The following is a 16,735-nucleotide window of genomic DNA, read 5'->3' on the forward strand; positions in this document are numbered from 1 at the left end:
AGGGCGGTCAGCGTCCTCGGATCACCATCAGCTCACCGATGTTTTCGCGGGTAATATAGCCGATCATTAGCCCGGTGCGATTGATCACGGCGACCGCCGGCGCGCCTTTGTGCAACCCGTCCAAAACCTTTGCCAATCCCGCGGTCAAGCCGACCTGCGGGATGTTACGCTCCATGATCGAAATGGCGGGGTCAGAGCGTGGGTGGTCGCCGGCCAGCGCCTTGAACAGATGATCTCGGGTTACGAAGCCCTGAAGGTGGCCTTTGTCGTCCAGAACCGGAAACTCATGTTGCGTTGTATGGATCACGGCCTGCGCGGCAGTATTCAACGTGTCCTGAGGTGACAGCGCGTGAAATTCTGTAATCATCGCATCGCGTGCTAAAACGTGCCGCGTGGCCGAGCGCAGCGCCACATCCTGACTTTCTGCATTGGCTGCGAAGAACACGAAAACAGCAATCACGACGAGGATCGGGTTGCCCGAGCTGAGCCCATAGAACCCGAGCCCAACGGCAAGCATCTGACCGCTTAGCGCCGCGATGCGCGTGGCTGTGACGCGGTCCAGACGAAGGCAGAGGAGGGCCCGGAAAACGCGACCTCCATCCATCGGGAAGGCAGGGATCATGTTGAACGCCGCCAGCAGAAGATTGATGTAGGCGAGACGGTCCAGCATCCCGATATTTGCGGATTCTATCTGGCTGATCGTCTCAAAGGGCATCTCGGCGCCAAACCCCACCAGAATCAACCAGATCGCGACATTCACAGCCGGACCGGCGAGGGCCACCCAGACCTCTTGCATCGGTTTTTCTGGCATACGCTCCAACCGGGCCAGACCGCCGATGGGCAACAGGGTGATGTCAGGGGTTTTGATGCCGAAGCGACGCGCCATAAGGGCGTGGCCGAACTCATGCGCCACGACACAGGCGAACAGGGCCAGCACGAAAATCAGGTTCTCGATCGCGGCGGGCCAACCTCCGCTGGAATAGGCTGCAAATCCGACCCAGGCCAACAACAGGAAAAAGGTGACATGGACCCTCAGTTCGGACCCGAGAAGTCGGCCGAGAGCGAAGGACCATGCCATGTTGTGTCTCCGTTTCGTTTAGAACGGAATCTCGTCATCGTCGATTCCGCCGGATGCCGGGGCAGGTGAGCCGGACGGTGCGCCATAAGGATCGCCGTATCCGCCGCCGGCCTGTCCGCCGCTGTAGCCGCCCGATTGGCCACCGCCGTATCCGCCGCCGCCGCCACCTTCGCCACGGCTGTCCAGCAGGGTCAGTTCACCGCGATAAGGGCGCAAAACAACCTCGGTCGAATAGCGATCCTGGCCGGACTGGTCCTGCCACTTGCGAGTTTCCAACTGGCCTTCGATGTAGACCTTGCTGCCTTTGCGCAGGTATTGCTCGGCAATGCGGGCCAAAGGTTCCGAGAAGATTGCGACCGAGTGCCACTCGGTCCGCTCCCGGCGTTCGCCCGTGTTGCGGTCTTTCCAGTTCTCTGACGTTGCAATCCGTAGGTTGCACACTTTACCGCCGTTCTGAAACGACCGAACCTCGGGATCTCGGCCGAGATTTCCGACCAGAATGACCTTGTTGACTGAACCCGCCATGTAGTTCCCCGCTTTGTTCTCACTTGAATGCGCCGAATCTGGCGCTGAATATGCCAGAGACCCTATACGGCCTGCATCAGGGTGAAAACACGTTGATGACACAGTGTCGGACAAGAATCTGCTTGCCCTGTTCTGCACGCTTTTAATTCAGGCGGCGGGACCATATACTCCGCTTGTTTTCGGATCGGGCAGGATAGGCATTTATGCGGTCTTTGGTTTTAGGTTTTGTCGGTGTGTGTCTGCTGCTGACCACGGCCCCGGTGCAGGCTCAGACACTGTCTACCAAGAATAGAAAAGACATTTTCCTCAAGCAATCCAAAGTGTTGGATTCGCGCGCGGCGACGCAATATCGCGGGTCCGAGCGTCTAAAGCCGAAAGTGGTGCAGGGGCGTTTCGACAAGCGCTATACTGGGAAGTATCGAGGAGAATACCTGAAGCTTGCCCGTCAAGCAGCCCGCCAGCACAACATCCCGGAAGAGCTGTTTTTGCGCCTGGTACAGCAGGAAAGTGGCTGGAACCCAACAGCGAAATCTCACAAAGGGGCCCTTGGTCTGGCGCAGCTAATGCCGCAGACGGCCCAGCTTTTGGGCGTTAACCCACATGATCCCAAGCAGAACCTGGAAGGGGGCGCGCGGTACCTGTCATGGCAATACCGCAAGTTCAAGTCGTGGCCCTTGGCGCTTGCGGCTTACAATGCTGGTCCAAAAGCCGTTGAGAAACACGGCGGCATCCCGCCCTACGCGGAAACCCAGAATTACGTGAAGGTGATTTGGGGCGGTTAAGGCGCAGAACAGCGCAATTTGTCAGTAGTATTCAACGAAAAAGACCGTTCATTGACCGGCCTTTCAAGTTCCTACAAGCGTCTATTCTGCGGCGATTTTGATCACAGGCTCCATGCGGGCCAGGACATCCTCGGCGAGGTGACATTTGACCTGATGGCCATCGGCCAGAGTCTTCACAGGCGGGACATCTGATTCACAACGTCCGTCCGGCACCTCGGATTTCCAACGGCAGCGCGTCTGGAATGGGCAACCCGGCGGTGGGTTCATAGCCGACGGAATATCTCCCTCCAGCACGATATGCTGCTTCTCGATTGAGGTATCGGCAATCGGAACCGCGCTCAGCAGCGCTTCGGTGTAGGGGTGATACGGAGGCGAGAAGACCTGATCGGTCGTGCCCAGTTCGACCACGTGGCCGAGATACATCACCATCACCCGGTCGCTCAGATAGCGCACGATCGACAGATCATGGCTGATGAATAGCAGCGTGGTCTTGTGTTCGCGCTGGATCTCCATCAGCAGATCGGTCACGGCCGCCTGAACGGATACATCCAAGGCCGAGACCGGCTCATCCGCCACCACGATCCGTGCATCACCCGCAAAGGCCCGCGCGATACCAACACGCTGTTTCTGACCACCCGAGAGCTGTCGCGGCATCCGGTCCGCGAAGGCGCGTGGCAGTTTGACCAGATCCAGCAGTTCCAGCATGCGCTTCTTGCGCTCGGCCTCGGAATTGCCAACCCCGAAGATTTCAAGTGCACGGATGATCTGACGCCCGACGGTCATTGAAGGGTTCAGAGTGTCAAACGGGTTCTGGAACACCATCTGCACTTCACCCACGGTCTTGGCGTCGCGTTCCTCGATCGGAACGGCCTCGATATTGCGGTTGTCCAGCAGGATTTGCCCATCGGTCGCCGTTTCAAGCCCCATCAGAACCTTGGCGAAGGTGGATTTACCGCAACCAGATTCGCCCACGATGGCCAGGGTCTCGGATTCGTGCGCCTCAAAAGTCAGGGTTTCGTTGGCTTTGACCACTTTGGTCGTACCGCCTCCGAACAGGGCGTTGGCCGCCACCTCATAATATTTCTTGAGGTTGTCCATCTTTAGGACAGTACGCCCGATCTCTCCTTTTTCCTTTTGCTCACCGACTGTGATCGGCGCGTTCCAATCGATCTCCTGGAACTTCAGACAGCGCGTGTGGTGGCGGTCATTGCCCGGCACAGCCTCCATCAGGATGTTCTGGGCGTCGCAACGGCCTTCTTCGAAATAGTCGCAACGCGGGCCAAAGTTACATCCCGGCGGGCGTTCATGTGGCAGAGGGAAGTTCCCCGGAATGGCCACCAGCGGGCGCGCGTTCTTGTCTGCACCGGGCAGGGGGATCGACCGGAACAGCGCCTGTGTATAAGGGTGCTGCATCTCGTCGAACACATCGTGGATCGAGCCGCGCTCGACCGCTTCGCCCGAATACATCACGCACAGCCGGTCGCAGGTCTCCAGAACCAGCCCAAGATTGTGCGAGATGAACAGCATCGAGGTGCCGTATTTCTTGCCAAGATCCTTGACCAGTTCGACCACTGCGGCCTCAACGGTCACGTCCAGCGCTGTTGTGGGTTCGTCCAAAATCAACAGGGCAGGCTTCGACATCAACGCCATCGCGATGACGATCCGTTGCTGCTGACCGCCTGATAGCTGGTGCGGGAATGAGTTCAGCATCCGTTCAGGGTCGGGCAGGCGGACGTCTGTGACGACCTCCAAAGCACGCGCATAAGCTTCTTCTTGACCGACGCCCTCATGGATCATCGGCACTTCCATCAACTGTTTGCCGATCTTCATTGCCGGGTTCAGCGAGGCCATCGGCTCCTGATAGATCATTGCGATCTCATTGCCACGAATGTCGCGCAATTCCTCGGTAGTCATCTCACCGAGATCACGCCCCTTGAACTTGATCGAGCCGCCAACGATGCGCCCGTTCTTGCCCAGATCCTGCATGACGCCCAGCGCCACCGTAGACTTGCCGCAGCCGGATTCACCCACCAGCCCGACAGCCTCACCCGGCTGCACACTGACCGAGAAATCCATAACGGCGGGAATTTCCCTCAGCCGGGTGAAAAACGAAATCGAAAGCTTGTCGATCTCCAGAATAGGCCCGTCATAGTCCGCCAGTTTGTTCATCTTGTTACTCCTCGCGAGAGTCCGGGGGATCCCCTTCATCTGGCTAAAAATATCTCGGGGGTCCGGGGGCAGAGCCCCCGGCCTTGATCACATCAGTCCTTCAGACTTTCTTCGCGCAGACCGTCCGCCAGCAGGTTCAAACCCAGAACCAGTGACAACAAGGCCAAAGCAGGCGGAAGGGCAGGGTGCAGATAGATCGAGAGCAGCTTGCGCCCTTCGTTGATCGTTGAGCCCCAGTCCGGGCTTTCGGGCGGCAAGCCCAGCCCGAAGAAACCCAAGGTCCCCAGAAGGATGGTGGTGTAGCCAATCCGCAGACAAAAATCGACGATCAGCGGACCACGTGCGTTGGGCAGGATCTCCCACAGCATGATGTACCACGGACCCTCACCACGCGTCTGAGCCGCAGCCACGTAGTCACGGGTTTTGATATCCAGCGCCAACCCGCGCACGATGCGGAACACCGTGGGAGAGTTCACGAACACCACCGAGACGAACACGACCAGAATGCCGCCCGGAATGTCGAACAAGTCCAGATAGGTCGGCAGACCCCAGACGCGGTAGCTGTCGGTGCTGATGATGTAGCCTCCGGTCGAAATCAGCGACAGGTAGAACCACAGCGCCACGCCCAGAACCCCGATGAGCAGAGGTGTTCGGAAATTCGGACGCGTGTAGTAGCGTGAGTTTAGCAGGACACCGAGGAAGATGATCGGGAAGACAAACAGGATGGCTGCCATATAGTTTGGCACACCGGTCGCCACGATCTCGGGTGTCACCAACAGGTAGAACAGCAGGATCACAGGGAAGGCGAGGATCAGGTTTGCCAGGAACGACAACAGCGTATCCAGGCGACCACCATAGTACCCGGCGGGCAGGCCCAGAGTGATCCCAACCATAAAGGCAAACATCGTGGCCAGCGGCGCAATTTGCACTACGATCCACGCGCCCTTGACCATACGGCTGAATACGTCGCGGGCCAGATTGTCTCCGCCCAGAAGGTACCAGGCGTATTGGCCGTCCTCCAGATTTGGCAGCGGCGTACCGGGTACCTTGTTCTTCATGCCCGAGACCTGCGCAAGCGGGTCATGGGTCACGATCAGATCAAGTGCGCCAAAGATGCCGGTAAAGACCCAGAACATCACAAGGCCAAAACCGATCATGCCGATGGGGCTGTCGAAAAGCTTGCCGTAAAGGCCCAGCTTGCGTTTGAACGCGATTGACATCGCATACAGGATGATCAGTGACAGCCAGACGGGCAGGAACTGCTGCGAAATCGCACCAATGATCCCGGCGCTGGTACCTATCAGGATGCCCAGCACGACATAGGCGACAGCGATCGCCACGCTGGCCATAAAGCTATAGCGCAGCGCGGCCTGTATCATGTTCCGCAGGCCCGAGCTTGAGGTCAACGTACCATCTGGGTTCACCGTCATCTGATCCTCGGGCAGCACAATGCTGGCCAGCATCCAGACGACGATGGACAGGGCCATGACACCCAGTGCCAGCGCGAGTAGCGGGTTGAGGAAGGCGATAGAGCCGGTCCAGGTAAGTGGTTCCATGATCTGACCCTCCCTTAAGAAATGCGAATGCGCGGGTTGAGGTAGACATAGCCGATATCCGAGATCAGCTGCGTCACCAGCACCACGAAGACCGACACGACCGAGATCGCCAGCAACAACTGGATGTCATTGTTCCCCGCCGCCTGCACCAGCGCCCAGCCAAAGCCCTTGTAGTTGAACAGGGTCTCGACGATCACCACGCCATTCAGCAGCCATGGGAACTGCAACATGATGACGGTGAACGGCGCGATCAGAGCGTTCCGCAGCGCGTGTTTCATGACGATGTTCGGGAACGAGACACCCTTCAGGCGCGCGGTGCGGATATATTGCGCCGTCATCACCTCGGTCATCGAGGCACGGGTCATGCGGGCGATATAGCCCATCCCATAAAGCGCAATGGTCAGTACCGGTAAGAAGAAGTTCTCGAACGTTGGGTTCTCCATCGCTTGCGTCGCCGTGCCCTTGAACCATTTCAGGCCCACAGCGGATGACGTGAAGATCGCGATGAAGATCACACCAGAGACGTATTCCGGTGTAGCGGTAGTTGTAATAGCAAAGGTAGACAGGGTCCGGTCCGTGGCCGACCCCTCTTTCATCCCAGCCAAAATGCCAAGGATCAGGGCCGAGGGGACCATCAGCAACATTACCCAGAACATCAGCCGACCTGTCAAAGCCAGCCGAGTGCCAACAACAGTCCCGACTTCTTCTTTGAAGACCGTCGAGTACCCCCAGTAGCCCTGAAGGATGCCGCAGAAATTAGGAGACTCTTCGGCGGTTTTGCCCGGTAGAATGCATCGGCCCTGAACAGTGCCGTCTTCATTCGTGTGCCGGTATGAGGGCAGAACGCCCAGCCATTCACCGTATTTTATGGGCGTCGACTGAAGGTATCCGCCTTTTTCCAAAAAGCTCTCGACCTGCTCATCCGACATCCGGAAATTGCCCTGCGTTTTCGCAAGCTTTTCCAGGTTCGGGTAGAGATTGGTGAGGAAAAAAACCAGGAATGTCAGGCACAATGCTGTCAACAGCATAATCCCAACACGCCTTAAAATGAAAAGTCCCATGTTAGCCCCTGCTGGTCGGCTGGCGTGGACGGCATTCCGCCTCACGCGTTGCTATTCTTATGATCGCCGTATTGAGGACGAAGGGCCGCGCCAATGTGGCGCGGCCCTTGTTTGTTTTGGGTCAGGAGGTCAGGCCGAACTTGTAAAGCTGCGGGAGGTCCGCGATGTGCTTTTCGACACCGACCATGTTGTCGCGATGGTGGCGCATTGCAGTCCGCCAATAAGGCTGAATGACAACACCTTCATCGATCATGATCGCCTGCAGTTTCGCCATTACCTCGCGGCGCATGTCGACATCAGCGAGCGAGTTTGCCTCGGCCAGTAGCTTGTCGAACTCTTCGTTGGCAAAACCGGATTCGTTCCACGCAACACCCGACTTGTAAGCCAGCGCCAGAACCTGAGTGCCCAGCGGGCGGTGGTTCCAGTTGGTCGAGGAATACGGGTACTTGGTCCAGTCATTCCAGAAGGTCGAGCCCGGCAGAACCGTGTGCTTGGCCTTGATGCCCGCGTCGTTCAGCTGAGCGACAACCGCCGCAGTGGTATTCCGGCGCCAGTCATCGTCGATGGACTGCACTTCGTGCTCGAAATCACCCATGCCTGCTTCGTCCATCAGCGCTTTCGCGCCTGCCGGATCATATGGTATGCGGGTAACAGCAGAGTCAAACTCGGGGTGCATCGGGCCCACATGGCAGTTCTCGGCAGGGATGCCGTAACCGGACATGCCGAGTTCAAGACAAACCTCGTTGTCCACCGCCATGGCGAGGGCCTGGCGGACTCGCTTGTCACCGTAGATCTTGTTGCCGTCCGCATCTTCAGCCAGCTGGTTCGGGCGGATGACGATGGTAAAGCCCGACGGGATTTCCGAGCGGACAAGACCGATGCCGTCGAAGATGTCGACGAATTCACCGACCGACTCCCAGTTCATGTCGATCTCTTCGGCCTCATAAGCGGCCAGGAAAGCGGCAGGGTCGGTGCCATAATCGATGAATTCGATACGGTCGATATAACCGCCTTTGCCCGCTTCATAGCCCCACCAGTCGAAGCCCTCGTTGCGGACCAGAACGCCCTTCACGCCAACCTCGTGGCTTTCGGGGATCATGAAGCCTGTGCCAACCGGGTTCGACAGCATGTCATTTGCGTCAAAGCTGCTGTGGACGATGGCGCCCGGATAGTCCGCCATGCCGGGGATGATGGTGATGTCCGGCGCGTTGCACTTCAGTTTCACGGTGTGCGAATCGACCACGGTAATGGCGCCATCAGCGGCTTTCTGAGTGCTCTCATCGACCAGCGACGCCATGCGCGAGGCCATCGAGTTGCCTTCCAGCGATGCATCGCACCAGCCTTCGATGTTGCGTGCCACGTCTTCGGCCGTGAAGTCGTCACCGTTGTTCCACTTGACGCCTTTGCGGACGTTCAGCGTGTATTCGGTGGCGTCATCATTGGCCTCCCAGCTTTCCAGCAGCATGGGCTTGAACGTACCGTCGTTGTTATACTCGACGAGATACTCCAGCCAGCCCGCGGTGAAGGTCGCAATCTGCGTCCAGTCATAGGTGCGCGGGTCTTTAAGAGCGCGGACTTCCATCTGATAGCGGATGGTACCACCTTGTTGCGGCTCAGCTGCAGCTGCAGGTGATTGCAGACCGATCATGCCGTACGCGACCGGAGCGGCAACGCCCAGTGCGGTGACGCGGGCCATAAACTCGCGGCGGCTCAGATTGCCGTCGCGGTATTCCTGGGCGTGCATCTCTGCGGCCCAGTGCACCGACGTTCCCTTTGTTGTATGGTTAGTCATGAATGTCTCTCCCTGTGACATATTTGTTTTTTTGCATGGAATGAGCGAACCTAGCCGGCGTTTTTCAGGCCAAGGCGAAGGTCGAAGGGTTCGGTTTTTTGAACGTTGGAATTCCCCATGTCGGTATTCGGCAACAGAATCCGAAGGACGTCAATGTTCGAATGCGGCATGAAGAGCAAAAAAACGACATGTATGGGCAGTTGTTGCGCGTCACTTGCCCAGTGTTTCTTACCTATTCTCGACGCGGGGCGCGACGCCAACTCATGGAAGCCAAGCGCCGTAAGTACTGGAAATATTGGGTCATTTCGACGGGCGGCCAGATTGGATACAGGGAATCAACTGCGTTTCGTATCAGTTTGATAAATCGAGGTGATTCCACGCCTTCATACGCGCCCGGAACCATGTGCGCTGGCGTTTCGCAAACTGACGGGTCGAGATCGTGGCTCGTTCGCGTGCTTGCTCCAATGTCATTGAGCCATCAAGATAGGCCATGAGTTCCGGCACGCCGATGGCCTTGCAGGCGGGTAGCGACGGATCATAGTGGTCGCGCATGGCCGCAACTTCGTCCAAAGCACCGCTCTCTAACATGTGATCGAACCGACGGGTGATGCGGTCCAGCAGCCATGATTTGTCGACGTCAAAGACAATGGGCACTGTGTCCTGCAAGGCCAGCACAGGCGGCGGAGTGTCGTCTTGCCAGGATGCAAGGCTGCGTCCGGTTGCCTGCTGAACCTCCCACGCGCGCTGAACGCGTGCGCGGTTGTTGGTGTCCAGCCGGGTCAGGGTTTCAGCGTCCACGCCCGACATCAGCCGGGCCAAGTCCATCTGATCGGCATCCTGGCGCACATGCGGGGGTGTTGGCGGTATCTCGGCCATTCCTTCCGTCAAAGCGGTGAAATACAGCCCGGTGCCGCCGACAATGATCGGGCGCTGGCTGCCCGTCAGCAGTGGTGTGACCTCACGCAGCCAGTGGCCAGTGGAATACTCCTGATCAAACGCGACGTGACCATAGAGGAGATGCGGCGCGCGCGCTTCCTCGTCCGGCGAAGGGCGCGCCGAGATCACCTGCCAGCAGTCGTAAACCTGACTTGCATCGGCGTTGACGATCACCCCTCCGAACCTTTCGGCAATGCGCAGCGCCAGCTCGGACTTGCCCGAGGCTGTCGGGCCAGCGATCAGAACCGGCTTGTCATCCGGTATCTCGGGGAGCTGGTCCCAAATCGATGCGGTGGGGTGATTGGTCATGGTCCCTCAGTATCCGCATTGAACCTGCGGTCGTTTTGCTTCATTTTGCGCCGGAAAATAAACCCGTGCCAGCCCGGAGCGCAATATGAGCCTGACCTCGTCCCCCAACACCCAAAAACCCAAGTATGATCGCGTGATGCTGAAGATTTCCGGCGAGGCGTTGATGGGTGATCAGGGATTCGGCCTGCACCCGCCGACCGTCCAGCGCATAGCGCAGGAGGTGAAATCGGTCCATGATCTGGGCGTCGAGATTTGCATGGTGATTGGAGGCGGCAATATCTTCCGCGGCCTCAGCGGCTCGGCCCAGGGGATGGAGCGGACCACGGCCGACTATATGGGGATGCTGGCGACCGTGATGAACGCGCTCGGGATGCAGTCGGCGTTGGAAGAGATCGGGGTATTTACCCGCGTGATCTCGGCCATCCGTATGGATGAGGTCTGCGAGCCGTATATCCGCCGCCGCGCCGTGCGCCACCTTGAAAAGAAACGGGTTTGTATCTTTGCCGCTGGTACGGGCAACCCGTATTTCACCACCGATACGGCCGCGACCCTGCGCGCGAATGAGATGGCCTGTCAGGCGATCTTCATGGGCAAAAACGGCGTGGACGGGGTGTATGACAAGGACCCGAAAGAACATGCCGACGCAAAGCGCTATGACACGGTTTCCTACGACGACGTACTGGCCAAGCGGCTGCGGGTCATGGATGCCTCGGCCATTGCTCTGGCACGTGACAACAACTTGCCGCTGATCGTATTCGGTTTGGATGAGCCGGGCGGTTTCCGGGGCATTCTGGCCGGTGAGGGGACCTATACCAAGGTTGAAGGCTGAGACGCGCACTCAGCCAATATCGTTCTCCACTCATCGAAAGGTCTGTCCATGTCAGCGTTGGATATTGATTTCGTTCGGGCTCAGTTTCCGGCCTTTGCCGAACCCAGCCTTGAGGGGCAGGCCTTCTTCGAGAATGCAGGTGGCTCCTACACCTGCCAGCAAGTGATCGACCGGCTGACGCGGTTCTACACTCAACGCAAAGTTCAGCCTTACGCGCCCTACGAGGCCAGCCGCCTTGCGGGTGCCGAGATGGATGAAGCCCGCGCCCGGATGGCCGCAATTCTGGGGGTTGAGACTGACGAACTGAGTTTTGGTCCCTCGACCACCCAGAACACCTACGTTCTGGCACAGGCCTTCCGGCAATGGATGAGCCCCGGTGAAGCAATTATCGTTACCAATCAGGATCATGAGGCCAATTCTGGCCCGTGGAGACGCCTTGTCGAGGCCGGGATCGACGTTCGTGAGTGGAAGATTGATCCCGAAACGGGATCTCTGAACCCGCAGGATCTGGAGAACCTGCTGGATGAGAAAGTTCGGCTGGTTTGCTTCCCGCATTGCTCGAACGTGGTGGGTGAGATCAACCCGGTGACCGAGATCACCGCCATTGCCCACGCCGCCGGTGCTTTTGTGTGCGTGGATGGCGTGTCCTACGCGCCGCACGGGTTTCCGAATGTGGGGGATCTGGGGCCGGATATCTATCTGTTTTCAGCCTACAAAACCTACGGCCCGCATCAAGGCTGCATGGTCATCCGGCGTGCTCTGGGTGAGTTGCTGCCCAATCAGGCGCATTATTTCAACGGCGATAATCTGTATAAACGGTTCACCCCCGCAGGGCCGGACCATGCACAAATAGCGGCCAGCGCGGGGATGGCGGATTACATCTCGCTGCTCAGCACCCACCATGGCGGCCCAACTGAGGGTGCCGCCGCGCAAGGCGTTTTCGCCCATGACCTGATGCGCAATCACGAGGTCGCGCTGCTGCAACCGGTGCTTGATACCGTCAAAAACCGAAACGCAGTTCGACTGCTTGGCCCGTCTGATGCCACTCGACGCGCGCCAACCGTCGCCTTGGCTTTGGGGCGACCGGCCGCTGCTGTGGCGGCTGAGCTGGCGGAGCATGGCGTCATGGCAGGCGGTGGTGACTTCTATGCTGTACGCGCGTTGCAGGCGATGGGGGTCGATCCGGATCAAGGCGTGTTGCGGGTCAGCTTTACGCACTACACGTCCCAACAGGAAATTGATCAGTTATTGAATGCACTTGACCGGGTTTTGTGATCCAGTTTTCGATATGCTCCGTAGTGGAAAGAAAACGGCGGGGCGAATATGGAAGACGGGCAACCTCCGATCATTTTGTGGTTCAGACGTGACCTTCGGCTAAGCGATCATCCGGCGCTTGCTACTGCGGCTGCGACAGGTCGCCCTGTGGTGCCGGTATTCCTGTGCGATGATCTGGTGCAAACCCTTGGCGCGGCCCCGAAATGGCGGCTTGGGCTGGGGCTTGAGGTCTTTGGACGCTCGCTGGACGCCATAGGCAGCTGTCTGATCCTGCGACAGGGCGATGCGTTGGCACAGTTGCAGCGGCTGATAGCGGAAACCGGCGCGACGGACGTGTATTGGTCGCGCGCTTACGATCCGGCCTCGATTGCGCGGGACACAAAGGTCAAATCGGCGCTGAAAGAGCAGGGGATCGAGGCCAAATCCTTTGCCGGTCATCTTCTGTTCGAACCCTGGACGGTTGCAACCAAAGCCGGTCAACCGTTTCGCGTCTTCACCCCGATGTGGCGCGCAGTGCAGGGGCGTGAGGTCCCTCCGCCCGAGGCCGCGCCGACCCGGCTAATCGCCCCCGCGTACTGGCCCGCCTCGGACGATCTGGCGACCTGGCACCTTGGCGCAGCGATGAACCGAGGGGCGAAGATCGTCAAACCCTATGTGCAACCGGGCGAACAAGCGGCGCTTGATCATCTGGAGGGGTTCCTGAACCGGATCGCGAATTACGGCGCTGACCGTGACAGGCTGGATCTGGACGGGACCTCGAACCTGTCCGAATACCTCTCATTGGGTGAAATCGGTCCGCGTACCGCTTGGCATCGCGTCCAACGCGCAGCTTTCGAAGGGACCAAAGGCACGGGCTCATTTCTGCGACAGCTTGTCTGGCGCGAGTTCGCCTATCACTTGATGTACCACACGCCTCAGCTAGTTTCGGGCAACTGGAAGCCCGAATGGGACGCTTTTCCGTGGAACGAGGTCCAAGATTCGCCCGAGGTGCAGGCTTGGCTGCAGGCCAGAACCGGCATCCCGGTTGTGGATGCGGGTCTGCGGCAGATGTATGTGACCGGGCGGATGCACAACCGCGCCCGGATGATTGTGGCAAGTTACTTGACCAAGCATCTGATGACCCATTGGAAAATCGGTATGAAGTGGTTCGAGGAGTGCCTGATCGATTGGGATCCGGCCTGCAATGCGATGGGCTGGCAATGGGTCGCGGGGTCCGGACCGGATGCGTCTCCGTTCTTCCGCATTTTCAATCCCGTTACACAGCAGGAAAAATTCGACCCCAAGGCTGCCTACTTGAAACAGTGGGTTGCCGAGGGCAGGCCAAACCCGTCTGAGACGGCCTTGTCCTACTTTGAAGCCACGCCCCGTTCCTGGGGTTTGAACCCCAAGGCAGATTACCCACCACCGGTGGTCGAACTGCCAACAGGGCGCGCCCGCGCGCTGGCCGCGTATGAACGCCGAAAAAACCAGTAAGGAACTGAAAACTTGCCACAAACACAATTGCGTCCTAGCCTGCATCAACCACCGCAGAGGGGAGAGCGGATGATCTTGACAACGACCGAAGGCCAAAAAAGTCTGCCCAGATATTTCGCGCAGGTTTTCAAGATGCTGAGCAAAATGGAAGCCGGGCGCTTGGATATTACTTTGTCCGACGGACGGACCTTCCGTGTTGAGGGCTCAAAGCCAGGACCGGTTGCCGAGGTCGAAATTCACGATCCCGACGTGTTCGCCCGCCTGATCCGGGAAGGTGAGCTTGGCTTTTCCGACGCGTATCTTGAGGGCCATTGGAGCACGCCTGATTTGCGCGCCTTTATGGATTTGGTCCATATGGGCAGTGAAACGGCCTACGATGGGTTCACTGGCAAGTTTCTCGTGCAGGCCTATGAGCGTCTGCGGTTTTGGTTGCATCGGAACAATCGCAAACAGGCCAAGAAAAATATCTCGTATCACTACGATTTGGGAAACGATTTTTATGCGCTCTGGCTTGACGATACGATGACTTATTCCAGCGCCATTTTCGAGACAGGACAGGAAAGCCTCGAGAAGGCGCAGACCGCCAAATACGCCAGCATGGTCGATGAGATGGGAGTCAAACCAGGCGATCATGTGCTTGAGATCGGCTGTGGCTGGGGCGGCTTCGCCGAATATGCCGCGAAAGAGCGGGGCCTGCGCGTAACGGGTCTGACCATCAGCCAAGAGCAGCTGAAGTTCGCGCAACAACGCATTGAGAAGGCTGGTATATCGGATCTGGTTGATCTGAAGCTTCAAGACTATCGCGACGAACAAGGGCAATACGACGGCATTGCTTCGATCGAGATGTTTGAAGCCGTGGGTCAGAAATACTGGCCGGTCTATTTCGATACCGTGCGGGATCGGTTGAAGCCGGGGGCGCAAGCCACGTTGCAGATCATCACCGTGGGTGATCATCGCTGGGATTACTACAAGAACGGCGTTGATTTCATTCAAAAATACATCTTCCCTGGGGGTATGCTGCCACCGCCGACCATCTTGCGACAGCAGATTGCTCAGGCGGGTCTGGATGTCGTGCGCTCGAAGGAGTTCGGCAAGAGTTATGACCTGACCTTGCGGCGATGGTTTGATACATTCAACGACAAGTGGGACCAGATCTCAGACATGGGATTTGATGAGCGTTTCCGCCGCATGTGGAATTATTATTTGACGGCCTGCGGCGCAGCCTTTGACACGGGCAATTGCGATGTGACACAGATCACCATATCAAAGCCTAGTTAACGAACGGAATTCATACATGCCCACCGCCAGTCGCCTTGTCGCCGCCGCTTGTCTTGTGGTGTTGGCGTTCATCGTGTCCAGCATGGTTATCGCAAACGGAGAAGAGGGGAAGGACTACGGGTATTTTACCGTGGTCAACATCGCCTTGGGTTGGATTTGCGGTTGGAAAATCATGGGCAAGCGCGCTGGCCGAGGCTGGACGGCCGGGGTTAATAACGGCCTGACCGGCGTGGCTTCACTGGTGTTTTGGGGCCTTTTCGTTCAGGGCACTTATGAAATGTTCCGGCTGGCCATGCGCCACCGCTATGATGGCCCTTTCGAGGCGCTTATTGCAATCTTCAAGATTGGAGTCGAATTCGGTGAGCAGTTGCTCGCGCCAGAAATTCTGATCACCTTGGGTGTTGGGGCCGTTGCAACCGGTTTGCTGACGGAAATAGCAAGCCGTCGCTGGCGCTGAATGTAAACACTTAACGAAAGCCTGTCCTCTCGTGTCCGATTTGTTCTTCTATGGAACCCTGCGGCATGTGCCGCTGTTGGAGGCCGTTCTGGGGCGCTCGTCGTCAAAGTTGTCGCTAACGCCAGCCACCTTGCCAGACCACGTTGTTTCTGCGGTTCAGGGGCAGGATTTCCCGATGATCCAACAGGCAGATGGTGAGCAGTCCGCGGGACTGTTTGTGCAAGGCCTGTCGCGATCGGATCTGGATCGACTGGCCTTTTATGAGGGCGGGTTCGACTATGATCTCAGGCCGTTGGCAGTGAAACTGGAAGATGGAACCCAAACGCAGGCTCAGGTGTTTTTTCCCGAACCTGCGGCGTGGGTGCCGGATGGCCCTTGGTCTCTGGACGCGTGGGTTGAACGCCTCGGTGACGTCACCGCGCTCGCCGCCGAAGAGGAGATGGGCTATTTCGGGCGGGTTGCGTCGGCAGATATGGCGCGCAGCATGCCGGCGATTCAGACACGGGCCTGGGCGAAACTCTTCGCGCGGCAGCGCCGAACAGGGGATGCGCGCGATGTGTCAAAGGACCTGATCGTGCATCGCCATCATCGGGCCTATGTCAATTACTTCGCGATGGAAGAGATCGACCTGCAACATCGTCAATACGATGGAGCCATGGGGCCGACGCTGAACCGAAGCGCGCTGTTGCAAGGCAGTGCAGTAATCGTTCTGCCCTATGATCCGGTGCGAGATACCGTGTTGCTTGTCGAGCAGTTCCGCGCCCCAATCTATCTGATCGATGATCCCGAACCTTGGATGTGGGAGCCGGTTGCAGGCATGATCGACCCTGGCGAAACGCCAGAGCAGGCCGCACATCGTGAAGGGATGGAGGAGGCCGGCATCGCTTTCGATGCTCTGCATAGCGCAGGCGGAGGTTATTCCTCCAGCGGGTCGTCGACCGAGTACGTCTATCTCTATGTCGGGCTTGGAGATTTGACAGATCCTGCAATAACCGCAGGGCTGACCTCCGAAGGAGAGGATATACGCTCTCGTGTTCTACCGTTTGAGACGTTTATCGCCATGGTGGATCGCGGTGAATTCAAAGACTTACCGCTGTTGACTCTGGCCCATTGGCTGGCGCGCCATCGCGACCGCCTGCGTGGGTGACTATCGTGCTTGTGGTTGGCGCATAGCGGCTGTAAATCTGCAGTGTTACAAAATGAAATGAGGGTGCC

The 16,735-nt window shown here is 58.1% G+C and carries 14 protein-coding genes; 7 read left to right on the top strand and 7 right to left on the bottom strand.

The annotated features are described in order from the left end of the window. Window positions 1-7: 7 nt before the first annotated feature. A complete protein-coding gene (locus ACR3FB_RS07400) occupies window positions 8-1,078 on the bottom strand; it encodes a site-2 protease family protein (RefSeq protein WP_480565458.1) in 1,071 nt (356 codons plus the stop codon). 18 nt (window positions 1,079-1,096) lie between these two features. Then, window positions 1,097-1,603, bottom strand: coding sequence for a single-stranded DNA-binding protein (gene ssb, locus ACR3FB_RS07405; protein ID WP_170665265.1), 507 nt, complete (start codon window positions 1,601-1,603; stop codon window positions 1,097-1,099). 203 nt (window positions 1,604-1,806) lie between these two features. Here ssb and ACR3FB_RS07410 point away from each other — a divergent pair, with 203 nt between their 5' ends. Further along, window positions 1,807-2,385 (top strand): lytic transglycosylase domain-containing protein, encoded by a 579-nt coding sequence (locus ACR3FB_RS07410; RefSeq protein ID WP_480565460.1) that lies wholly within the window; start codon window positions 1,807-1,809, stop codon window positions 2,383-2,385. 81 nt (window positions 2,386-2,466) lie between these two features. On the opposite strand, the gene ACR3FB_RS07415 is transcribed toward ACR3FB_RS07410, so the two are convergent. From ACR3FB_RS07415 to miaA, 5 genes are all read right to left on the bottom strand, one after another. Further along, window positions 2,467-4,554: a dipeptide ABC transporter ATP-binding protein gene (locus ACR3FB_RS07415; RefSeq protein WP_480565462.1), complete on the bottom strand. Its 2,088-nt coding sequence runs from the start codon at window positions 4,552-4,554 to the stop codon at window positions 2,467-2,469. A 92-nt stretch (window positions 4,555-4,646) separates the two neighbouring features. Continuing rightward, window positions 4,647-6,110: an ABC transporter permease gene (locus ACR3FB_RS07420; protein WP_480565464.1), complete on the bottom strand. Its 1,464-nt coding sequence runs from the start codon at window positions 6,108-6,110 to the stop codon at window positions 4,647-4,649. 14 nt (window positions 6,111-6,124) lie between these two features. Further along, on the bottom strand, window positions 6,125-7,171 hold the full coding sequence (locus ACR3FB_RS07425) for an ABC transporter permease (protein ID WP_170376750.1): 1,047 nt from the start codon (window positions 7,169-7,171) through the stop codon (window positions 6,125-6,127). A 121-nt stretch (window positions 7,172-7,292) separates the two neighbouring features. After that, window positions 7,293-8,963: an ABC transporter substrate-binding protein gene (locus tag ACR3FB_RS07430; protein WP_170638867.1), complete on the bottom strand. Its 1,671-nt coding sequence runs from the start codon at window positions 8,961-8,963 to the stop codon at window positions 7,293-7,295. A gap of 351 nt (window positions 8,964-9,314) precedes the next feature. Next, the gene (gene miaA, locus ACR3FB_RS07435) at window positions 9,315-10,208 is read right to left on the bottom strand and encodes a tRNA (adenosine(37)-N6)-dimethylallyltransferase MiaA (RefSeq protein ID WP_480565466.1); all 894 of its coding nucleotides are present in this window, start codon (window positions 10,206-10,208) and stop codon (window positions 9,315-9,317) included. Window positions 10,209-10,293: 85 nt separating this feature from the next. Here miaA and pyrH point away from each other — a divergent pair, with 85 nt between their 5' ends. From pyrH to ACR3FB_RS07465, 6 genes are all read left to right on the top strand, one after another. Beyond that, window positions 10,294-11,037, top strand: a complete 744-nt coding sequence (gene pyrH / locus ACR3FB_RS07440) for a UMP kinase (protein WP_170469717.1) — start codon at window positions 10,294-10,296, stop codon at window positions 11,035-11,037. Between the two features lie 48 nt (window positions 11,038-11,085). Then, window positions 11,086-12,312 (top strand): aminotransferase class V-fold PLP-dependent enzyme, encoded by a 1,227-nt coding sequence (locus ACR3FB_RS07445; protein ID WP_480565468.1) that lies wholly within the window; start codon window positions 11,086-11,088, stop codon window positions 12,310-12,312. Window positions 12,313-12,360: 48 nt separating this feature from the next. Continuing rightward, window positions 12,361-13,785, top strand: a complete 1,425-nt coding sequence (locus ACR3FB_RS07450; RefSeq protein WP_480565470.1) for a cryptochrome/photolyase family protein — start codon at window positions 12,361-12,363, stop codon at window positions 13,783-13,785. 69 nt (window positions 13,786-13,854) lie between these two features. Next, window positions 13,855-15,063 carry a class I SAM-dependent methyltransferase gene (locus ACR3FB_RS07455; protein WP_480565472.1) on the top strand — a complete coding sequence of 403 codons (1,209 nt, stop codon included), beginning with the start codon at window positions 13,855-13,857 and terminating at the stop codon, window positions 15,061-15,063. 16 nt (window positions 15,064-15,079) lie between these two features. Further along, window positions 15,080-15,520: a TrgA family protein gene (locus ACR3FB_RS07460; RefSeq protein WP_480565474.1), complete on the top strand. Its 441-nt coding sequence runs from the start codon at window positions 15,080-15,082 to the stop codon at window positions 15,518-15,520. A gap of 31 nt (window positions 15,521-15,551) precedes the next feature. Then, entirely contained in the window at window positions 15,552-16,667 is a 1,116-nt protein-coding gene (locus ACR3FB_RS07465) for an NUDIX domain-containing protein (RefSeq protein ID WP_480565476.1), read from the top strand. Window positions 16,668-16,735: the final 68 nt, after the last annotated feature.

The organism is Ruegeria sp. AO1 (assembly GCF_056535985.1).

Bases quoted from the DNA above. Each gene is read 5' to 3' on its own strand.
- ACR3FB_RS07400 (WP_480565458.1), bottom strand. From the start codon at position 1,078: ATGGCATGGTCCTTCGCTCTCGGCCGACTTCTCGGGTCCGAACTGAGG.
- ssb (WP_170665265.1), bottom strand. From the start codon at position 1,603: ATGGCGGGTTCAGTCAACAAGGTCATTCTGGTCGGAAATCTCGGCCGA.
- ACR3FB_RS07410 (WP_480565460.1), top strand. From the start codon at position 1,807: ATGCGGTCTTTGGTTTTAGGTTTTGTCGGTGTGTGTCTGCTGCTGACC.
- ACR3FB_RS07415 (WP_480565462.1), bottom strand. From the start codon at position 4,554: ATGAACAAACTGGCGGACTATGACGGGCCTATTCTGGAGATCGACAAG.
- ACR3FB_RS07420 (WP_480565464.1), bottom strand. From the start codon at position 6,110: ATGGAACCACTTACCTGGACCGGCTCTATCGCCTTCCTCAACCCGCTA.
- ACR3FB_RS07425 (WP_170376750.1), bottom strand. From the start codon at position 7,171: ATGGGACTTTTCATTTTAAGGCGTGTTGGGATTATGCTGTTGACAGCA.
- ACR3FB_RS07430 (WP_170638867.1), bottom strand. From the start codon at position 8,963: ATGACTAACCATACAACAAAGGGAACGTCGGTGCACTGGGCCGCAGAG.
- miaA (WP_480565466.1), bottom strand. From the start codon at position 10,208: ATGACCAATCACCCCACCGCATCGATTTGGGACCAGCTCCCCGAGATA.
- pyrH (WP_170469717.1), top strand. From the start codon at position 10,294: ATGAGCCTGACCTCGTCCCCCAACACCCAAAAACCCAAGTATGATCGC.
- ACR3FB_RS07445 (WP_480565468.1), top strand. From the start codon at position 11,086: ATGTCAGCGTTGGATATTGATTTCGTTCGGGCTCAGTTTCCGGCCTTT.
- ACR3FB_RS07450 (WP_480565470.1), top strand. From the start codon at position 12,361: ATGGAAGACGGGCAACCTCCGATCATTTTGTGGTTCAGACGTGACCTT.
- ACR3FB_RS07455 (WP_480565472.1), top strand. From the start codon at position 13,855: ATGATCTTGACAACGACCGAAGGCCAAAAAAGTCTGCCCAGATATTTC.
- ACR3FB_RS07460 (WP_480565474.1), top strand. From the start codon at position 15,080: ATGCCCACCGCCAGTCGCCTTGTCGCCGCCGCTTGTCTTGTGGTGTTG.